Origin of the sequence: Pacificibacter sp. AS14, from assembly GCF_038899935.1 — a bacterium.
In the GTDB taxonomy this organism is placed as follows: Bacteria; Pseudomonadota; Alphaproteobacteria; order Rhodobacterales; family Rhodobacteraceae; genus Celeribacter.
In genome coordinates, this window is the sequence record NZ_JBBMQI010000002.1 from 17,729 (window position 1) to 37,715 (window position 19,987).

A 19,987-nucleotide genomic window follows, 5' to 3' on the forward strand; every position below is an offset into this window, starting at 1 on the left:
AACGGCTGCTCCGTGAAAAAGAAAGGGAATGATGCGCTGCATGGTAAAGATTGCATCGACTGGCGCACCACATATTAGCAAAGCGGTAGTAATCATTGCGGTCGAATAAGGGGCGCCGCACTGCGCACAGCGCCCCTCAAACAGTGACAAAACGTTACTTTAGATCAGGAAGGCGTCCCGTTTCATACCCTGCATCTGCTAGGATTTTTTCGAGATCCGCGGCCATAGAATTGAGCGCGTCTACGACCGAGATTTCACCAGCAACCGCACGGTTCAAACCCAACTCCATAATAGCAGCCAATTCGGCCCCCTCAGGTATGGTCCACATGCCTTTCGCCAAAGGAGAGGCCACACGCATCGCTTGCATGTAGCGGTTCGCTGGAAGATCCGCGAAGTCAGATTCATAGGCTGCGGCAGACACTGGTGCGCCACCAAGCTCAGCATAATGAATTTGCGTTTCTGGCTGTTGGAACCAATCAAGAAAGGCAAGGGCTGCCTCTTTGTTGGCGTCAGGGATGTTTTTCGGAATGCCGCCAAGCCAGTGACCAAGCGCTGGTGTAGATGTAAATCCTTCAGCAGATGGCAACGTCGCATAGCCAATCTTGCCAACGACAGCGGATTTATTTGGATCATCCATTTGCGCCCAAGCTGCAGCCGGCAGAACCGAATGCGCAAGTTTGCCTGTCACCAAGAGCTGGATCAAATCGCCCTGCGTCAAGTTTGCAGAGTTCTCAGGACCCAGTTCTGTGGCCAAATCAACATAGGTTTGAAGCGCCTTGCGGCCCTCTTCGCTGTTGATGGTTACAAAGTAATCACCGCCATCGGAATCGCGAAAGTAAGCTCCGCCGAAGCCTTGGATATAGGGGAAGAAATCCCAAGTGATCGACACAGTAGCCCGACCAGCGCGTTGCGCGATGCCGTACATTTTGTCGGTCTTTAAAGCGCGTGCATTTACAGCAAGCTCTTCAAAGGTTGTCGGTGCTGACCAGCTATTTTTTTCATACAGATCCGCACGGTAGAACATAAGTGTCACGTTCGGATTGACTGGTACAGTCAGCAAATCACCGGTGTCTTTGCCGATGGATTTTGTCTCGGCATTGAACCAAGGCGTGCCGCCATATTCATAGACTTGCGGATCGAGATCAAAATCGGGATCGATGTTTTTCAACGGCTCCAAGAAACCACCATGGTACATTTCTGGATAGAAAATCCCGTTGATGATTAAAAGATCATATTCGCTTTCACTAGAGCGCACAGCGTTGCGTTGCTTTTCAAGGCTGCCCGCATAGGGGTTCACATCAAGAGTGACCTCATTACCTGTTTCGTCTTGGTAAAGATCAGCCACGGCCGCGAATCCTTCAAGCCACGGCGACTGGTTGATCACCACATTGACGGGCACTTGCGTCTCGGCCGTCAGCGCAGTTGCACCCAGCAGCGACACAAGCATTGCAGCACCGCCGATTTTTGAGAGAGACTTAAAAGTCCCCTGTCTAAATTGCATCATCACACGTCCTCCTCCACGGGTAATTTCGCAAAGGTTCACATGTCCCAACCCACAAAACAATCTTCTTTTCTTTTGACTAATGAAACTTTTGGAAATACCTGAAATGTGAACAGAATGAGGATATGATGGCAAACCCCCGCCAATACGCACATTTCATCGCCGTCTTGGAACAAGGCACCCTGCTGGGGGCCGCGCAAATGGTGAACCTTAGCCAACCTGCACTGTCGAAAAGCATATTGACGCTTGAGGATGAGTACGGCGTCAAACTTTTTGACAGGCATCCCAGAGGCCTGATGCCGACGGTTTACGGACAAGCCTTAGAGCACCACGCGCGGCGTATTTTGTTCGACATTGAACAATCCAAACACGATTTAACCGCGCTTGAATCTGGGTCCAGTGGTCGGGTGCGCATCGGTGTTGGGCAAGCGCTGATCAAATTTGTTGAGGATGCTTTGGTAGAGTTGGAAACCGATTTCCCCGACGCCAATCACACAGTGATCACCAGTTACGCCGAAGGTCTGCGATTGGCGCTACAAGAAAACCGTGTCGATGTCGTGTTGGGCATGGTCAATCGCTTGGTAGACGACGAAGAGTTTGAGACCACAATCGTCGCGAATGATCACATCGTTGGCTTGTGTCATCAGTCCCACCCACTTGCGGGCCTAGAGGTGTCTTTGGAACAACTTCGCGGTCAAGATTGGGTCGTGCCTGAGCGTGGTGAGGTTGTGCGCTCTGCGCTTGAAGCCTTTTATCTGCTCAATCGTGAACCCTTGCCCCGCTTTAAAGTGGTGACAAACATCCCCGATGTAGTGGGACGTTTTGTGCGCGATTTCAACCTGTTAAGCCTGTCTCCGTCGGGCAGCTTCTATGAGTATCAGAACTTTGGCGTCGCCTCGTTCGAGATCAAAAACTTTCAATTTGAACGCCAAATCGGCCTCGTCCGACGCGCAGGCGTTGCGGTCAATCCGTTGTCGGCCGCTTTTGAAGCGATACTGCGCAAGACACTCAAAGACGCCTTCGAGCATCCGATTGACACGACGCAGCATCTGCCGTGATACGGCCTGAACGTCTCATTGAACTCACTCAGGCTTGCCCGGCCGCGTGACTTTTTCGCGCCGCAAAGGCTGCAAAATCATCCGGTCGACCCACAGCTCGCGACGGGCGCGAAACAGCTCGATTCCGATCAGCATATCATCATGCCCTGCTTTGGGCTGCGCGATGTATGTTCCCAGTAACCTGTCCCACCACGGCACGTTAAACCCGTAGTTGCTATTCGTCTCTTTGGGGTCAATCGAATGGTGAACGCGGTGCATGTCAGGCGTGACAATGATCAACCGCAAAACCGCATCAACGGGTTTGGGCAGGCGAATGTTTGAGTGATTGAACAAAGCGCTGGCATTCAGCACCACTTCGAAAATCAACACCGCGATGGCAGCAGGGCCGAGCACCAAGACAAGTAGCAGTTTGAACGCCATCGACAGCACGATTTCCAGCGGATGAAAACGCAAGCCGGTGGTGACATCAATCTCGATATCGGCGTGATGCATTCTGTGCAGGCGCCAAAGCACTGGCACATGATGGAACACCACATGCTGCAGATAAATCGCGAAATCTAAAAGCACCACGCTGAACAGAACCTCTAACCACACTGGCAGACCAATCACATTGAACAGCCCCCAGCCTTTGGCCTGCATTGTGAGCGCAAGGCCCACAGCGGCCAGCGGAAAAAGCAATCGCACGGCGATACTGTCCACGACAATCAAAGCCAGATTGTTGGACCAGCGCAGCAGGCGCGGCACCTCAACACGTCTGCGCGGGGACCAAACTTCCCAAATCGCCATGACCAGCAGCACCGTCAAAAATACGGACATGCGCGTTACGGGCTCGTGGCTTAGAAAAAACTCAGTCATGTGATGCGCCTCAGGTGATTTCGTTCACTTAGCCTAAGCCCAGATAGGCCCACATGATAGAGTACAGTGCCTTGACCACGTCTTCGTGAACAAAGATGGCACAGCGCAGCGGGCGCCATAAAAAACGCCGCGCAAACCAAAGTGCGCGGCGTCAGCTCAACGTCGATAGAAGCGTCTTACAATACGTTTATTTCTTTTTCATCGCATCAAGCAAAGCAGCACCAAAGGCCCCAGTGCTGGCCGCAGGCACGTTCGTTTTGGGTTTCGGGCTGGCCGAGGTTTTGCCCTGATATCCGCGGGTATGCCCTTTGGCTGGACCGCCACGCCCTTGCGGTGCCGCCGCTTTTGCACCGCCAGACTTGCTATCATCCTGCGCCCCACCCCCGTCTTTGCCCATGCCGTCTTTGCCCATGCCGTCTTTGCGCATGGTCAAAGCGATACGTTTGCGCGGCGCGTCCACTTCGGTCACACGTACTTTTACAACATCGCCAGCCTTGACCACCTCGTGCGGATCTTTGACAAATTTGTCCGCCAACTGACTGATATGCACCAACCCGTCTTGGTGAACGCCGACGTCTACGAAAGCGCCAAAGGCGGCGACATTTGTCACGGTACCCTCAAGCAGCATGCCGGGTTTCAGGTCTTTGATCTCGTTCACACCATCGGCGAAAGTGGCGGTGACAAAGCTCGGACGCGGGTCACGACCCGGTTTTTCCAGCTCGCTCAAAATATCGCACACAGTTGGCAGACCGAATTTATCGTCCACGAAATCTTCGGCCCGCAAGCCTTTGAGCGCCTCAGGCTGGCCCATAATAGCCCGAATATCGCGCCCACACGCCGATACGATTTTGCGCGCAACGCCATACGCCTCGGGATGTACGGATGAGGCATCCAGCGGCTCGGTCCCGTCTGAGACGCGCAAAAATCCTGCCGCTTGCTCGAACGCTTTTGGCCCAAGCCCTGCAACTTTCAACAAGGCTTTGCGCGAGGCAAAGGCCCCATTGGCATCGCGGTGGTCCACAATGTTTTGCGCAATTGAAGGCCCAAGCCCCGCCACATGTGACAAGAGCGCGCTTGAGGCCATGTTCAAATCTACCCCGACGCCGTTCACCGCATCCTCGACCACGGCTTCCAAGGCCTGCGCGAGTTTACGTTGATCCACGTCGTGTTGATATTGCCCAACTCCAATCGCCTCGGGCGAGATTTTCACCAGCTCCGCTAGTGGGTCTTGCAACCGCCGCGCAATTGACACCGCGCCGCGAAGCGACACATCCAAATCGGGGAACTCTTTTGCCGCCAGTTCCGACGCTGAATAAACAGACGCCCCCGCCTCGGACACGATCACCTTAGTTGGGGCTTTGACACCACGCGGCAGATGTTTCAGCGTATCGGCCACCAAGCGATCTGTTTCGCGGCTGCCTGTGCCATTGCCGATGGCGATCAGATCGACATCATGGGCTTGCACCAGCCGCAAGATCGCAGCCTCTGAGCCGCGCACATCGTTTTTGGGCTGAAAGGGATAAATGGTTTCTGTCGCCAAAACTTTGCCCGTCGCGTCTACAACGGCAATTTTACAGCCCGTGCGAATGCCCGGATCAAGACCCAGCGTGGCACGCGGGCCCGCAGGGGCAGCCAAAAGTAGGTCTTTCAAATTACGAGCAAAAACATCGATGGCATCTTGGTGCGAGCGACGCATCAAATCGCCCAAAAGCTCGGTATACATGGTCATCCCAAGCTTCAAACGCCACGTCCAAGAGGCGACAGTGCGCAGCCAAGTATCGCCTTTGCCACTGCCGGTGATGCCAATTTCCGCTTCAACCATCGCGATGACGCGCGGCAAGCCTTCTTCTGCGTCAGGGGCAATATCGACAGTCAAAATGTCTTCTTTCGAAGCCCGCAGGATTGCCAGTGCGCGATGAGAAGCAATCTGAGACCACTTTTCTTTGTGATCAAAATAGTCGGAAAACTTAGCGCCTTTGTCCTGCATCCCGTCTTTGACACGCGCGGACATCACCGCCTCGCGGCGCATGAAATCGCGCAAGCGTCCGATCAAACCAGCGCGTTCTGACAGCTCTTCGGTGCAAATATCGCGCGCGCCATTAAGCGCGTCTTTTGTGGTCACGACGGCTTCGCTTAGATACGCTGCGGCCAGAACCTCTGGATCTGCATTGCGATCCGCCAAAATAGCACGCAGCAAGGGCTCAAGCCCATTTTCACGGGCAATCATCGCACGGGTGCGACGTTTGGGTTTGAACGGAAGATAGATGTCCTCAAGCGCGGCTTTGGTGTCGGCACTGGCAATGGATTTCGACAACTCAGCCGTCAGTTTTCCTTGCTCATCGATCGAAGAGACAATCGCACTGCGACGTTTTTCCAACTCGCGCAGGTACGTCAGGCGTTCGGCCAGATTGCGCAGTTGCGTGTCGTCCAAGCCGCCTGTGACCTCTTTACGATACCGTGCGATGAAGGGAACAGTCGCACCACCATCAAGCAAATCTGTTGCAGAAGCCACTTGCGTGGCGGCGGCACCGATTTCAGTGGCAATGATACGGGCAATGCGCTGCGCTGTTTGGTCCAAACCTAGTCTCCTCATGACGCTGGATCACTGTGATAGCGGGCTGACACCAGCGGGCCAAGCGGAATTTTCAAGCTATCCACAGGCAAAACGGCGTGGCGGAAATACTGCGCTGGCTGGCAATGCACATCTTGCCCACGTATCCCCTTTGCGCTTGGGCAAAAATTCGGGCAAACTGCAGAAAACGGCGGCAACAGACCGCGACAGCTGATAGCAGCAAAAGGATACGAGGCAGTGAGCGAGATCTCAGACACCACCATGATGCTGGCCGTGGACCTTGACGGGACATTGCTCAATTCAGATATGCTGCTGGAAACCTTTTGGAATGCAGCGTCTAAAGACTGGGGATCGGCCATCAAGGCTGTCCGATCTTTGAGCAAAGGCAAAGCAGCACTCAAAGCAGAATTGACGGACGCCAGCGATGTAGACGTGACCACCCTGCCCTATAATTCAGACGTTTTGGATTATATTGCATCATGGAAGTCAGGTGGCGGAAAAGTCGCTTTGGTGACAGCTACCAATCAAAGTCTAGCCGATCAAATTGCGGCTCATTTGGGTGTGTTTGATGCAGTGCACGGGTCAAGCGACTCGATTAACCTTAAAGGTCCGAACAAAGCCGAATTTTTGGCCAAGACTTACGGTGATGTTGGATTTGCCTATATGGGTGACACCGATGCGGATTTACCTGTTTGGCAAGCAGCAACCAAGATCGTCACCGTCAATGCCCACAAAGCGCTGCGCATAAAGGCAGAATCCTTGGGCAAAGACATCACCCATCTTGGCCGAGACACCGTAGACATCAAACCCTATTTAAAAGCCTTGCGCCCCCATCAGTGGGTGAAAAATATCCTTGTGTTTGTGCCAATTTTTTTGGCGCATCAATTGGATATGGCCACACTATTTTTGGGGATCATGGCGTTTATGGCCTTTAGCCTAATCGCATCCTCTGTTTATGTAATCAATGACTTGCTGGATCTTGATGCCGACCGCGCGCATCCACGCAAATGCCAAAGACCGTTTGCGGCAGGCAGCGTTCCCATGCGCCACGGCACCGGCATGGCCGCAGGATTGCTGGGCGCTGGCGCAGTCCTATCGCTTTTGGTTGGGCCAGTGTTTTTACTGGTTCTGGCGCTCTATTTCGCCGCCACCACAGGGTATTCGTTCTATTTCAAACGCCGCATGGTGATCGATATCTGCGTCCTGTCTGGTCTCTACACCATGCGCATCATCGCAGGCGGTGTCGCTGCAGGCGTGGTCATTTCAGTGTGGCTTTTGGCCTTTTCCGTATTCTTTTTCTTCGCCTTGGCGGCAATCAAACGCCAAGGCGAATTGGTTGATAACGCGAAAGCCGGCAAGTTAGCCCCATCAGGGCGCGGCTACCGCGTTGATGATTTGGCCATCGTGTCGCAAATGTCGATCGCCTCTGGCTATGTCTCGGTGATGGTTTTGGCACTCTACATCAATTCGCCCTCTGTGTCGCTTTTATATGCAAATCCGCCTGTGCTTTGGGGCATCTGTTTGGTGTTATTGTTTTGGCTCTCGTGGGTCGCCATGGTCACCCACCGCGGCGAAATGCATGATGATCCGATCGTTTATGCCGTGAAAGACCGCATCAGCCGCGTCTGTGGTTTTTTGATAGTGGGATTTGTTTTGTTGGCCTCAATAGCGGTTTGATCGTAGATTGATGACATATTGTGGCAAGCTTACACATAAGCATATGCAAAAAGGTCCGACATCTTGCTTGACGCCCCATCCCCTTTGAAATAATCACGGGGCACAGAGCGGGCGTTGTGTAATGGTAAGACCTCAGCCTTCCAAGCTGATGACACGGGTTCGATTCCCGTCGCCCGCTCCAATATATCCCCTGACATTGTTAGTTAGCTTTGCAACACCGCTGGATTAATTGCGTTCGGCTAAATGGGCTCAATCAGCTGCGGCCCTGAGGCACGATTTGAATTTACTTCAGTGCTAACACGATGAAACTGCATCGCGTCTTCATCAGCAGGGCGCATTAAAGTGGCCGCACCGTGGCCCTGTTCACCCAGCCACAATCCCCAATCTTTTTCAGCCAAAAACACAGGCATCCTGTGGTGAATTTTGCCCATCGCGGCATTGGCGCCTGTCGTGACCATTGCGCAGGTTTGCCGTCGCTCACCGCCCTGATCGCCCGCCTGCTTCCAGTCTTGCCAGATCCCCGCGAAAGCAAAGGCACCACCATGTGACGGCCTAATGTACCACGGCAATTTTTCATCGCCTGCGCGGTCCCATTCATAAAACCCTGACATCGGAATGATGCAGCGTCGTGTCCGACACGCCTCGCGAAAGGCAGGTTTGTCCGCAATAGTTTCGGCCCGCGCATTGATCAGTAACGGCCCATCATTCAAAGCCCTGTACCACGAGGGCGTAAAACCCCAGCGCATCGCACCAAGTCTGCGGATATCACCCGATGAATAGACCACATGCACTTGATCCGTCGGGCAGACATTGAAATTCGGCACTATGGGCAAATCATTCGCCACCACAGCGCCAAACATCTGGCGCATCGCCTCATGTGGCAAGGTATAGGCGTAGCGACCACACATGATCTAGCGGCTGAACTGCTTGCGGGCGATGTCGATTTTGGCCTCCATCATCGACATCTCTTTCATGATTTCATAGCGCCGCGTGCGATCACCAGTCTCAGTCAGCACGATACGCATATCCGCCAATTCACGTGCCAAAATCACAAACTCAGGCGCGCCACCGTGATCGCGCACCACGCGTGAAAACAAGATGTTTTCAGGATCATCACAAGGCGCAAGTGGCTTGCCCATGCCCTCAAGATTATCAAAGGCGCCGTCAGCTTGGGCCGCAGCAATTTTAGCCTCAATCAGGTCTTCAAGCGGGTGTTTCATGGGCGGTCTCCATAGAAAAAGCCCCCACAGTGTAGCGGGAGCTTTCCATCGTTTCTAGACGCAAATCAGATGCGCTTATTTCACAGTGATGCGACCATCTGTGTAGGGCTGGTAAGGGGCATGTTCGATCAAGTAGTCGGCCAGAACATCAGCAAGGTCTGGGCCGAAATCATAGACATTCACCGCATCGCCGAACATTTTGTAACCGTCGCCGCCATTGCGCACGTAGTTGTTGGACACAACGCCGTAAAGCTTGTCCATCTCAATCGGCGCACCGCCAACCATCACGTCGGAGATCCGCGCGCCAGCCTCAGCTGCAGGATCCACAGTGAAGGCCATGCCGGCCACTTGTGGGAAACGGCCTGCGCCCTCTTCAATTTGAGACACGCCGTTTTCAAGTGCTTCAACCATGGTCGCGCCAGTCACTTGGAATGTGGACAATGTGTTTTGGAATGGCAGAACTGTGAGCACTGCGCCCATTGTGACTTGGCCAGCACCAATCGTCGCGCGGACGCCGCCGCCGTTTTGAAGTGCGATTTCGATGCCTTGATCTTTCACACGATCGAGCATGGCGTCTGCCACGAGCGTGCCCATCTGACATTCTTCTGCACGGCAAACGGAGTTGTCGATATCGCCGGACACATCAGCCACGACTTTGTTTTTAAGCTCTTGGATCGGACCTGCGAGCTCGGCAACGCGTGTTTTGATCGCGGCATCTTCTGCCACGGAATCGTCGAGCAAGATGGTGTCACCGGTTGCGGACAAAAGCGTGCCGTTATCATCGAATGTCAGGACGAGATGGCCGACATATTTGGAATAGGCATAAGCCTGAACCACAGGCACGTTGCCAACCATGGTTGGGTAAGCGTAAACGCCCTCATAGGCATAGCCATTGGCGTCTTTTTCGTTTGAGAATTTCGTGTGGGAGTGGCCGCCGACGACAGCATCGAGACCGGAGACTTGCTCAGCGATTTTAAGATCTTTTGTCACACCGACGTGGTTCAGGGCGATGATTTTGGTCACGCCTTCTGCTGTCAACGCGTCCGCGTCTTCTTGCAGGCTTTCGATCTCATCAGAAAAGATAACAGCCTCAGACGGGCTGGAGGTTTCGACAGTATCGGTGGACAGAGCAGAGATGATCCCGATCTTTTCGCCGCCGATTTCAAGCACGACGTGATCTTTAATCTTGCCCGCAAGCATGTTGGAGGCAGACACGTCGATGTTGCCGGAAACCACTGGGAATTCAGCATGTGTCGCAAGCTTTTCAAGGCCCGCGTCGCCATCGTCAAACTCATGGTTACCCACAGCCATGGCGTCAAAACCGATCCGGTTCATCATCTCGATTTCCACGTCGCCTTTGTAGGTCGTGTACATCAAGGAGCCCTGGTATTGATCCCCCGCATCCAAAACGATCACGTTTTCACCGGCCAACTCATCGCGCAGTTGGTTGATCTTCGTCGCAATACGCGCGGAGCCACCAAAGCATTTGCCTTCGGTGTTGTCTTCGTCAGAACACGTATTGTCGTATTTGGTTATCGGTTCGATCCGGCTGTGCTGATCGTTGATATGAAGCACATGCAGCGTGTAATCGGCATGGGCTGCACTTGTTGACAGCGCGACGATCGCAGATGTTGTGAGAATTTTTTTGAGCATAAAACTGCCCCCCTAATTGTTTGATTCCTTAACCTGCGGCATGTCTGACCGTTGAGTCAAAGATGCCGTTACGCCAAGCTGTGGCACAACCCTGCAACGCCTATATGACAGGCAGTTTTCCGTCACTTCAAAATACCAAAACCTAGGACCTGAACAAGCTCGGCCCCCTTGACGTGCAAGCGGTTGGTCAAAAGATGGTGCCATGCCACAGCGATGATGGCATCCGCGATCTGCTCTCGCTCCAATGTCACATTCAATTCGCCGCGCTCTGCTGCACGGTCAATGACAACAAGCCAGTCTTTAATCCGTTCCGCGCGATACTGAGCCAAAGCCTCGGCCACACTTGCATCACTTTGTGCCTCAGCGATAATCAATGCGAACACGGGGCCTGCGTCACCACGCCAAAATTCAAAGACATAGTCCAAAAAAGCTGCGATGTCGGTTTCGATATGCCCTGTATCCGAATGCGTGTGTGGTCCTTTTATACGGGCATAGATCCCAAGCAAAAGCGCGCCTCTTGTGGGCCACCAACGATAAATCGTTGCTTTTCCTGCCTTTGCCTCTTTCGCGACAGCATCCATGGTCAGTCCTTTAACCCCTTTGCTTTGCAAAAGTGTCAAAGCTGCATCCAAAATGGCTGCTTCAGCATTGGGATTTTTACGTGCCCCAATCGAGCGACGTTGTGCGATTTTACCGACTTCATTTTTACCGACTGCATTTTGCGTCATTTTTTTTGCCCTTTACTTAACGAGACGAATCGTTCATATAAAACGAGACACACCGTTCCATTAAGGGTATCCCATGACAAACACATCTCGTAAACCCTCCCGACTTCGATTTGCAGCCTTCGTGCTCATCTTCGTCTACCCCTTCGTCACACTGCTTCTTTATACGCTCATGCCTGTCACTCAAGGCTGGGGTATTTGGCAACGAAACGTGATCATGGTCCCGATCATCGTGATGACAATGGTCTATCTGATCATTCCTTTCATCCAAAAGCACCTGAGCCGCTGGCTTTAATTTTTATTGACGGTTCCGCTGCACGCTGGCATCACGCGGATATGTTAATTTATAAAATATTCCGCTCAGATGAATGGGCAGCACTAAAAGCCGCCGGCGAAACGGCAGGTGCGCCCGTTGATTTGGCCGATGGCTTTGTGCATTTCTCAACAGCTGATCAAGCCGTTGAGACCGCAGCCAAATGGTTTTCAGGCATCGAAGGCCTGGTCTTACTGGCCTGCGACACAGACGGCATGGTAGGCGAATTGAAATGGGAACCCTCACGCGGGGGCGCGCTGTTTCCACATTTGTATCGCAAGTTACGCCTTGACGACGTGGTCTGGTCTAAACCTTTGCCAATCGATGGCGACACCCATGTTTTTCCAAAGGACATGCTATGAGCCTAACAGAACAACTTGGCCTGAAGGTCCTGCGAAAAGTCGATCCTGAGAAAGCGCATCACTTTGCGCTGACAGCTTTGCGCGCAGGTCTCGCACCATTGCCGGGACCAGTGACATCGTCGCGCCTCAAAACAAGTTTTGCAGGCCTAGAGATGCCAAACCCCATCGGTTTGGCTGCGGGTTTTGACAAAAACGCCGAAGCCGTCGCACAGCTATCACGTTCAGGGTTCGGGTTTATCGAAATTGGGGCCGCAACGCCGCGCGCCCAACCTGGGAATCCTAAACCGCGCTTGTTTCGCCTGACCGAAGACCGCGCCGTGATCAATCGCTTTGGGTTTAATAACGAAGGCATGGAGCCTATCGCCAGCCGTCTTGCCCGCTGCCGCCTGTCTAACAATCACTCTGACGTGCCTGTTGGGTTAAATCTAGGAGCCAACAAAGACAGCGAAGATCGCGCCGCAGATTTCGCGCAAGTCTTGGCCCATTGCGGAAATTTCGTTGATTTCGCGACAGTGAATGTGTCGTCTCCCAACACCGAAAAACTGCGCGATTTACAAGGTCCTGAAGCACTTCAAGCGCTGCTTGCGGGCGTTATGGATGCGCGTAAAGGTCTTGATCATGAGGTGCCGGTGTTCCTCAAAATTGCCCCTGATCTCGATGCGACTGAGATCGCTGAAATCGCAGAGGTCGCCAAGACTTCTGGTATCGATGGCGTAATTGCGACCAACACCACGCTATCGCGCGACGGTTTGAAAAGTGCTCATAAAGGAGAAATGGGCGGACTTTCGGGCGCCCCATTGTTCGAAAAGTCAACAAAAGTACTTGCGCAACTGTCCAATATTTTGCGCGACGAAGTGCCTTTGATCGGGGTTGGCGGCGTGTCCTCTGCCCTAGATGCCTATACCAAAATTTGCGCAGGTGCATCCGTGGTGCAGCTGTATTCTGCTATGGTCTATTCGGGATTGTCGCTCGCGCCCCAAATTGCCCGTGGCTTGGACGATTTGCTAAAGGCCGGTGGGTTTGAACATGTGTCGGACGCCGTTGGAACAAAACGCAGCGACTGGCTGTAAAGCCCTGCAGCCCAAACAAAGCCACTAAAATGCGGAGCGTCTAGCGCTCCGCATCATATTCCAGTGCAGGATATTTCCACGCCAAAGTCGCACCGCGTGCCAGATAGCTCATCAGCAAAGCCGCCCAAAGCCCATGCGCGCCAAACAGCGGCGTCAGTGCATAAACCGCCCCAAGATAGATCAGCAAGCTGAGCGCACTCATATTGCGCATATCGCGGGTACGGGTCGCGCCAATAAAAATACCGTCGAGCATCCATGCGCCAATACCAGCGAGAGGCACGGCGATCATCCACGGCAGGAACCTGCGCGCCTCGAACTGCACGTCTGGCGCGGTGGTCATGGTATCGATAATCGCGCCGCCGAACACTGCAAACACCAAGGTCATAAGGATTGCGGAGCCCAAACCCCATATCGACGACATGATCGCGCCTTGTCGCAAGGCGCTTCGGGATCGTGCCCCCAAGGCTTGTCCCACAATCACTTCTGCGGTGAAGGCGAACCCATCCATAGCATAGGCCGTGATCGAGATAAATTGCATCAAAATGTGGTTGGCCGCCAAAGTCAGATCGCCAAAGCCTGCACCGAAAAATGCAAAGCTCACCATAATGGACAAAAGCAAAATGGACCGGATCATGATGTCAGTGTTCACGCGGGCCATATTGGTCAACTGCGCCATGTCAAAGACCTTGGCCACGGATTTCCAATCAGGATGCCCTAGCGCAGAACGACACAGATATAGGCCAAACATCGCACCGGTGACTTCGGCGACAACGGTGGCGATGGCAACGCCCTGCACCCCCCAATCAAGTCCAAGAACGAACCACAAATCCAATACGACATTCAGTCCATTCATCCACAGTTGCAGCATCAAAACCGAACGGCTGCGCTCGGACGCGATCAGCCAACCCGTGAAGCCAAAAATCGCAATGGCAAAAGGCGCAGACCAAATACGGATGCCAATATAGTTGCGCGCAAGCGTTTCCACTTCGGCTGACGCAGGCGCCAATCGAAACGCAGCCCACAAGATCGGAACTTGAAACACGATCAACACCACACCTGCCGAAAAAGCAATCATCAGGACACGCGACAATAGCGCGGACACTTCACCGGCATCCCCTGCGCCGCGCGCCTGCGCCACAAGCCCTGTGGTGCCCATGCGCAAGAACCCAAACAGCCAAAAAATCGACGACAATATAACCGTGCCTATCGCCACAGCACCAATCGGCACCGCTTCGCCCAACTGCCCGACGACGCCTGTATCGACGGCGCCAAGGATTGGCACTGTCGCATTGGACAACACGATAGGCACCGCAATTGAGAGCACACGTTTATGAGTAAGCTCGCCCGTTAGCGAAGTTGCATCAGCCATAAGTCGGCATCATAAAATGTCCCGTTGCCATAGCGAAAGGACGATCAAAATTGTCCTGCCACGCATGAACATGGACCGATGAAAATCGACGTCCCGCACGTGTTATCTGTGCGCGCGCATAGGCATCGCGTGGCAATCCGGATCGCAGATAGTCCACAGTGAGGTCAATGGTTTTGGGCAAGGCAGGCACAGTCTCAACTATACCGCCAGCCTCAATCATCGGCCACATAACGGACCAACTGAGTACGACTTGCGCCGTAATTTCCAAGAAAGCCGCGATGGCGCCACCATGGAGCGCTTGTAGGGTAGGATTGCCGACAAGATCGGCACGAAATGGCAAAACCGTGGTCAACTCATCGCCATGACGTTCAAACTCGACCCCAAGATAGGCCGCATAGGGCGCGCGTGCTTTGAGAGCTTCGAGCGCAGAATTGCGTCGGATTTTGACGACTTTTACAGGTTCGGGTGCAGCGCGCTTCACATTCCACGCTCCACTGCAAATGTACCCGTCGCGGTTGCAACTGGGGTTTTGGATGTCCCGTCATGCGCCGTCGCTCGCACAAAGGCGACCGAGCCGGTCATGTGAAAACACTCGGCAAAGGCCACAATTGTTGTCTTCGGCACAGCCACACGCATATAGTCGATGCGCAAATCGATCGTGGCTGTGGCAGTCCCTGCGTCTGGATGTGCCATCACTGCCGCGCCACAACAAGTGTCCATCAGCGCAGAGACGGCCCCGCCATGAATCACACCCGTTTCAAGGTCACCAATCAAGGCTTCGTCATAGGGCAAACTGATTTCAGCATCGCCAGAACCGATACGGGTGAGCGACAGCCCAAGAGCCTGCGCGTGCGGCAAAGCGGAAATGAACTGCGCGGCAGTGTTTGTGCGAGATTGTGCCATGAGATCCGATTCAAGTTACAATTACGACCATTGATAGTGTGCCCCCGCCGTTGGTCGCAATAATTTAGACTGCGTCGACAGGGTGAGCTACGCAAACTTGCGTCAAGTATGATCCATATATGACCAGCGAACTGTGCGCTAGTTTCTATATGTCTCGTTCGAAAATTGTCGAACCACATTGCAAGCAGGCGCGAGAAGGTTTAGTTTTAATACAAGGAGAATTCGCCTATGCCAAACGAACGCCTCACGTTCAAAGAGATGTGTTCCAAGTTTGATGTGACTCCACGCACACTGCGTTACTACGAGTACATCGAATTGCTATCGCCTGAAAAAGAGGGGCGCAGCAGGTTTTATACGACCCGCGAATTGGCACGAATGAAATTGATTTTGCGCGGGCGAAAGTATGGATTTTCACTTGAAGAAATACGTCAGTGGCTTTTGCTTTACAATGAAGAGGGCACGGTCGCGCAATCTGACGCTTTTGTCGCCCTTGCAGATCGCCAGCTGACCGAATTGCAACGTCAACAACTAGAAATCGAATCTGCTATTTCTGAGCTGAGTCAGCTGCGCCAAAATATGATCGAAAAGCACTAAAAGCAGCCCGACTGCCTTTGAAGGACCAAAGACCTTCAACACTTGCGCGAAACGACGCAACGTCGTTTTTAAGGAGACCACCGTTTTGAGCACATCGGGCATCGCCATTGAGGCTTGATTCCATGCGTTGGTCAGGCCAAACTCGATACTGAGCAAATCGATATAAACACCAAAATCTCAGGAATTTCGGCCAAATAGACCTTTTCACCCAAACCGTTTTTGTGACTTGACGGGGAATAATGTTTCGCAGGCTCTGTAAGGAATGAGTCGAAAATTTTACCATGTAGAGAATGACGTCACGTTACGTTTACATCTGTGCTGACGAAGCTTGTAGTGTCGAGCGAGAGAAATCATTCCGCACCAGATGGCCGCAAGAGCCCGACCAAGCTAACGCACACCCGAACTGGAGCGAACTGATTATGACTAACGAGGTGATGACCATTCGCGAGATGTGCGACGCATATGATGTGACGCCGCGCACCTTGCGATTTTATGAAGCAAAGGAACTTTTGTTTCCAATCCGAGAGGGCCAAAGGCGCCTGTTCACGCGCCGGGATCGGGCGCGATTGAAACTCATCTTGCGCGGAAAACGTTTTGGGTTCGCTCTGGAACAAATTCGTCAACTTCTGGAACTATACAGCGAAGAAGACGCAGGGAAAAAACAACTTGAGGGCGCGCTTGACGCCTATAAAACGCGCAAGACCGACCTTGAACAACAGGTTGAGGACCTTCAACAGGTTCTTGCCGAGTTGGATGAACAAATGGCGTGGGTGCAAAGCACGCTCGACAACACACTTGTACGGGAGACGGCAGACTAGGCCCTCCCGCCGAAAAAAAACAGGGAGGCCGACATGCCCAATTACACAGCTCCGACCAAAGACATTCAATATGTCTTGCACGATGTGCTTAATATTTCAGGTGCCCCGACGCCGGGATATAGCGATCTGGATGCAGAGTTTACCCTAGCCGTTTTAGAGGCCGCTGGTGCGTTGGCCTCAGATGTGCTTGCGCCCCTAAATCGCACAGGCGACACAGAAGGGTGCCGATTGGAGAATGGCGTGGTGATCACGCCGACAGGGTTTAAAGAGGCCTTCGCGCAAATCAAAGATGGGGGCTGGCCGGGTTTGGACATGCCCGAAGACTTCGGCGGCCAAGACCTGCCTTATGTGGTGGCCACAGCTGTGGGCGAGCTGTTTTCAGCGGCGAACCAAGCTTTCACCATGTATCACGGCCTCACCCATGGTGCTGCCTCCGCAATCTTGGTGCACGGCACAGACGATCAAAAGACGACTTATCTGCCAAAAATGGTGTCCTGCGAATGGACCGGCACGATGAACCTGACAGAACCTCATTGCGGGACCGATTTGGGGCTGATGCGCACCAAAGCCGAGCCGCAAGATGACGGGTCTTACAAACTGTCCGGACAAAAGATTTTCATCTCCTCTGGCGATCACGACATGTCGAGCAACGTTATTCATCTTGTGCTTGCAAAAGTACCTGGTGGACCGGAAGGCATCAAAGGCGTGTCGCTGTTTATCGTCCCGAAGTTCAACGTGAACGCGGACGCCAGCCTTGGCGATCGCAATGGTGTCTCAGTGGGATCGCTCGAGGAAAAAATGGGTATTCACGGCAATTCGACATGCGTGATGAACTACGACGGCGCAACGGGTTATTTGCTGGGTGATCTGAACAAAGGCATGCGCGCCATGTTCACCATGATGAATGAGGCGCGGATTGGCGTGGCGATGCAAGGGCTGGCCCAAGCGGAAGCCGCCTATCAAAACGCCGTCATCTACGCCAAAGATCGCCTGCAGGGGCGCGCTGTGACAGGCGCCCAAAATCCAACTGGCCCTGCCGATCCTTTAATCGTCCACCCAGACATTCGCCGCAACTTGATGGATCAAAAGTCTTTCATCGAGGGCGCGCGGGCGTTTATGCTTTGGGGCGCGTCTATGATTGATGCAGGGCACAAAGGCGGAGACAAAGACGCCGAGGGGCTGATCTCGCTGATGACCCCTGTGCTCAAAGGTTTCCTGACGGACAAGGGCTATGAAGCGACCGTGAATGCGCAGCAAGTCTTTGGTGGTCACGGCTACATTGAAGAATGGGGCATGTCGCAATTCACCCGCGATGCGCGTATCGCGATGATCTATGAAGGTGCCAATGGCGTGCAAGCGCTTGATCTTGTCGGGCGCAAGCTGGCCCAAGACGGCGGCAAACATGTGATGGCCTATTTCGATATGGTCAAATCATTCTGCAAATCGGCTGATGCGCCTGAGATGGAAGACTTTACAACTCCACTTAAGGCCGCCTCAAAAGACCTTCAGGCCGCGGCCATGTATTTCATGCAAAACGGTATGAAAAATCCAAATGCAGCGCTGGCTGGGTCCTATGATTTTATGCATCTGTTTGGGTATGTCTCATTGGGGTTGATGTGGGGCCGCATGGCGCAAGCATCGCTGAACGCGCTGGCAAACGGCACTGAAGACCCCGAGTTCCACAAGAACAAACTGATCACGGCGCGCTACTTCATGGCCCGTCAGTTGCCGATGACAACGACACTGTTGAAACGTGTTGAGAGTGGTGCTGATCCTGTCATGGCATTGTCCACAGAAGCATTCTAAGCTGACACAAACAGCGCTCCGTTTCGGCGGGGCGCTTTGATGTCAGGAGCCCAAATGAACGACCCAGACCTTTGGCGCGACACACCCGCAACAAGAGGCGGATGCCAATGTGGCGCAGTCCGCTACGATATATCCGCAGGCCCCACCAAAGCCACTTTGTGTCATTGTCGCATGTGTCAACGCGCGATGGCTGCGCCTTTTGCGGCCTTTCTAGAAATCCCGCAAGATCGGATCATCTGGCACGGCACCCCTGTTCGCTTTGCCTCATCCAACCGCGCAGATCGTGGATTTTGCGGCACCTGCGGCACACCGCTGTTTTTCAATTTTCACGACAGTGATAGCATTGAAATTACAGCCGCCACTTTGCCAGCGGATTTCTCATATACCCCTATACGTCAGCACGGGGTAGACTCGCGGTGCCCGTGGCTTGCGGGCCTCAACGATCTGCCCCAGATCGAAACATATTCGACCGGCGTGATAAGCAACCAAACCTTTGAAAAATGACGGAGCGTTACAATGCCCAAACGATTTAGAATGACGCGGCGTTTTTCTGTTTCAATGACCGAAGATGGCTATCGTCGTCTCAAGTCATTCTCGCGGGAGGCGGGTTTGGATGAAGGAGAGGCACTGTCTTTTCTTTTCGAAAACTTCTCTTCCGTGACGCATCAAGAAAAGCTTGAGCATCGCTTACGGGTGTTCAATTCGGATTTGGAGGAACGGAAAAAATGAGACGCGCCACGCACTATATCGCTTCCGATCCTCACGGCAATTCGGCCTCTAGTTTCTTGACCGCGCCCCTAATATCGTGCCGGATCATCCCTATGTATATTCAAACGGAGGGCCAATAATGACAGCTCAACTTTATTGCTTCGGCGAAAGCGGCAATGCCTACAAGGCGGCGCTCACACTCACTTTATGCGGCATCGACTGGGAACCGGTCTATGTCGATTTTTTCAACGGTGCTGCGCGCACACCTGAATATCTTGAAATGAATATCATGGGCGAAGTCCCCTATTTCATTGATGGCGATGTCAAGCTAAGCCAATCTGGTGTGATCCAACACTACTCGGTCGATACATCCGGCAAGCTGGGTGGCAAAACACCCACAGACGCGCGCGAAGTGTTGCGCTGGGTGCTGTGGGACAATCAAAAAATGTCCGGCACGGCTGGCGGCTTGCGGTTTTTAACCAACTTCCTAGCCCCCGAGAAACGCTCACCTGATGTGATCGCCTTTACGACGGGTCGTATGATGGCTGCACTCAAGGTGCTCGATAAAGCACTGGAAGGCCGCGACTGGTTGGTTGGCGACGATGTCACCATCGCTGACACGGCTTGCTGCGGCTACTTGTTTTACCCTGAACCCTTTGGGTTCAAACGGGCCGAATGGCCCAATATTGACCACTGGCTGGGAAATATCGAAAGCCTTGCCGGTTGGAAACACCCCTACGATATGATGCCCGGATCCCCTGCGGATCGGGCCTGAGGAGGAAC

At 53.3% G+C, this 19,987-nt stretch carries 20 protein-coding genes and 1 tRNA gene; 11 read left to right on the plus strand and 10 right to left on the minus strand.

The features are described from left to right. Nucleotides 1-154: 154 nt before the first annotated feature. On the minus strand, nucleotides 155-1,504 hold the full coding sequence (locus WNY38_RS02945; RefSeq protein ID WP_342855833.1) for an extracellular solute-binding protein: 1,350 nt from the start codon (nucleotides 1,502-1,504) through the stop codon (nucleotides 155-157). Between the two features lie 125 nt (nucleotides 1,505-1,629). On the opposite strand from WNY38_RS02945, the gene WNY38_RS02950 reads away from it, so the two are divergent. Next, complete coding sequence (locus WNY38_RS02950) at nucleotides 1,630-2,559, plus strand: LysR family transcriptional regulator (protein WP_342855834.1); 930 nt, start codon at nucleotides 1,630-1,632, stop codon at nucleotides 2,557-2,559. Between the two features lie 24 nt (nucleotides 2,560-2,583). Here WNY38_RS02950 and WNY38_RS02955 read toward each other — a convergent pair whose 3' ends face one another. Then, nucleotides 2,584-3,414: a sterol desaturase family protein gene (locus tag WNY38_RS02955; protein WP_342855835.1), complete on the minus strand. Its 831-nt coding sequence runs from the start codon at nucleotides 3,412-3,414 to the stop codon at nucleotides 2,584-2,586. A 187-nt stretch (nucleotides 3,415-3,601) separates the two neighbouring features. Beyond that, complete coding sequence (locus tag WNY38_RS02960) at nucleotides 3,602-5,992, minus strand: Tex family protein (protein WP_342855836.1); 2,391 nt, start codon at nucleotides 5,990-5,992, stop codon at nucleotides 3,602-3,604. Nucleotides 5,993-6,223: 231 nt separating this feature from the next. On the opposite strand from WNY38_RS02960, the gene WNY38_RS02965 reads away from it, so the two are divergent. Both WNY38_RS02965 and WNY38_RS02970 read left to right on the plus strand, forming a co-directional pair. After that, nucleotides 6,224-7,663, plus strand: coding sequence for a UbiA family prenyltransferase (locus WNY38_RS02965; RefSeq protein WP_342855837.1), 1,440 nt, complete (start codon nucleotides 6,224-6,226; stop codon nucleotides 7,661-7,663). Between the two features lie 107 nt (nucleotides 7,664-7,770). Beyond that, nucleotides 7,771-7,844 (plus strand) — tRNA-Gly (locus WNY38_RS02970). 58 nt (nucleotides 7,845-7,902) lie between these two features. On the opposite strand, the gene WNY38_RS02975 is transcribed toward WNY38_RS02970, so the two are convergent. The 4 genes from WNY38_RS02975 to WNY38_RS02990 all read right to left on the minus strand — a co-directional run bounded on the left by WNY38_RS02975 (nucleotide 7,903) and on the right by WNY38_RS02990 (nucleotide 11,264). Beyond that, on the minus strand, nucleotides 7,903-8,571 hold the full coding sequence (locus tag WNY38_RS02975) for an SOS response-associated peptidase (protein WP_342855838.1): 669 nt from the start codon (nucleotides 8,569-8,571) through the stop codon (nucleotides 7,903-7,905). 3 nt (nucleotides 8,572-8,574) lie between these two features. Beyond that, entirely contained in the window at nucleotides 8,575-8,883 is a 309-nt protein-coding gene (locus WNY38_RS02980; protein WP_342855839.1) for a DUF1992 domain-containing protein, read from the minus strand. A gap of 75 nt (nucleotides 8,884-8,958) precedes the next feature. Then, on the minus strand, nucleotides 8,959-10,536 hold the full coding sequence (locus WNY38_RS02985) for a bifunctional metallophosphatase/5'-nucleotidase (protein ID WP_342855840.1): 1,578 nt from the start codon (nucleotides 10,534-10,536) through the stop codon (nucleotides 8,959-8,961). Nucleotides 10,537-10,658: 122 nt separating this feature from the next. Then, nucleotides 10,659-11,264, minus strand: coding sequence for a TetR/AcrR family transcriptional regulator (locus tag WNY38_RS02990; protein WP_342855841.1), 606 nt, complete (start codon nucleotides 11,262-11,264; stop codon nucleotides 10,659-10,661). A 333-nt stretch (nucleotides 11,265-11,597) separates the two neighbouring features. On the opposite strand from WNY38_RS02990, the gene WNY38_RS02995 reads away from it, so the two are divergent. Then, nucleotides 11,598-11,936, plus strand: a complete 339-nt coding sequence (locus WNY38_RS02995) for a DUF952 domain-containing protein (RefSeq protein ID WP_342856078.1) — start codon at nucleotides 11,598-11,600, stop codon at nucleotides 11,934-11,936. Then, on the plus strand, nucleotides 11,933-13,006 hold the full coding sequence (locus WNY38_RS03000; RefSeq protein ID WP_342855842.1) for a quinone-dependent dihydroorotate dehydrogenase: 1,074 nt from the start codon (nucleotides 11,933-11,935) through the stop codon (nucleotides 13,004-13,006). The genes WNY38_RS02995 and WNY38_RS03000 overlap by 4 nt, the downstream gene beginning before the upstream one ends. A 40-nt stretch (nucleotides 13,007-13,046) precedes the next feature. On the opposite strand, the gene WNY38_RS03005 is transcribed toward WNY38_RS03000, so the two are convergent. The 3 genes from WNY38_RS03005 to WNY38_RS03015 are packed head-to-tail and all read right to left on the minus strand — an operon-like array spanning nucleotide 13,047 to nucleotide 15,278. Beyond that, nucleotides 13,047-14,375: an MATE family efflux transporter gene (locus WNY38_RS03005; protein WP_342855843.1), complete on the minus strand. Its 1,329-nt coding sequence runs from the start codon at nucleotides 14,373-14,375 to the stop codon at nucleotides 13,047-13,049. After that, a complete protein-coding gene (locus WNY38_RS03010; protein ID WP_342855844.1) occupies nucleotides 14,368-14,856 on the minus strand; it encodes a PaaI family thioesterase in 489 nt (162 codons plus the stop codon). The genes WNY38_RS03005 and WNY38_RS03010 overlap by 8 nt, the downstream gene beginning before the upstream one ends. Then, nucleotides 14,853-15,278: a PaaI family thioesterase gene (locus WNY38_RS03015; RefSeq protein ID WP_342855845.1), complete on the minus strand. Its 426-nt coding sequence runs from the start codon at nucleotides 15,276-15,278 to the stop codon at nucleotides 14,853-14,855. Before WNY38_RS03015 ends, WNY38_RS03010 begins: the two co-directional genes overlap by 4 nt. Before the next feature lie 228 nt (nucleotides 15,279-15,506). Between WNY38_RS03015 and WNY38_RS03020 the strand changes: the two genes are divergently transcribed. The 6 genes from WNY38_RS03020 (at nucleotide 15,507) to WNY38_RS03045 (ending at nucleotide 19,979) form a co-directional block, all read left to right on the plus strand. Further along, entirely contained in the window at nucleotides 15,507-15,872 is a 366-nt protein-coding gene (locus tag WNY38_RS03020; RefSeq protein ID WP_342855846.1) for a MerR family DNA-binding transcriptional regulator, read from the plus strand. A gap of 419 nt (nucleotides 15,873-16,291) precedes the next feature. After that, complete coding sequence (locus WNY38_RS03025) at nucleotides 16,292-16,690, plus strand: MerR family DNA-binding transcriptional regulator (protein WP_342855847.1); 399 nt, start codon at nucleotides 16,292-16,294, stop codon at nucleotides 16,688-16,690. Between the two features lie 33 nt (nucleotides 16,691-16,723). Next, complete coding sequence (locus tag WNY38_RS03030; protein ID WP_342855848.1) at nucleotides 16,724-18,496, plus strand: acyl-CoA dehydrogenase C-terminal domain-containing protein; 1,773 nt, start codon at nucleotides 16,724-16,726, stop codon at nucleotides 18,494-18,496. A gap of 54 nt (nucleotides 18,497-18,550) precedes the next feature. Next, nucleotides 18,551-19,000 (plus strand): GFA family protein, encoded by a 450-nt coding sequence (locus WNY38_RS03035; protein WP_342855849.1) that lies wholly within the window; start codon nucleotides 18,551-18,553, stop codon nucleotides 18,998-19,000. A 12-nt stretch (nucleotides 19,001-19,012) separates the two neighbouring features. Then, nucleotides 19,013-19,225 carry a hypothetical protein gene (locus tag WNY38_RS03040; protein WP_342855850.1) on the plus strand — a complete coding sequence of 71 codons (213 nt, stop codon included), beginning with the start codon at nucleotides 19,013-19,015 and terminating at the stop codon, nucleotides 19,223-19,225. Between the two features lie 118 nt (nucleotides 19,226-19,343). Next, a complete protein-coding gene (locus tag WNY38_RS03045; protein WP_342855851.1) occupies nucleotides 19,344-19,979 on the plus strand; it encodes a glutathione S-transferase in 636 nt (211 codons plus the stop codon). Nucleotides 19,980-19,987 lie beyond the last annotated feature (8 nt).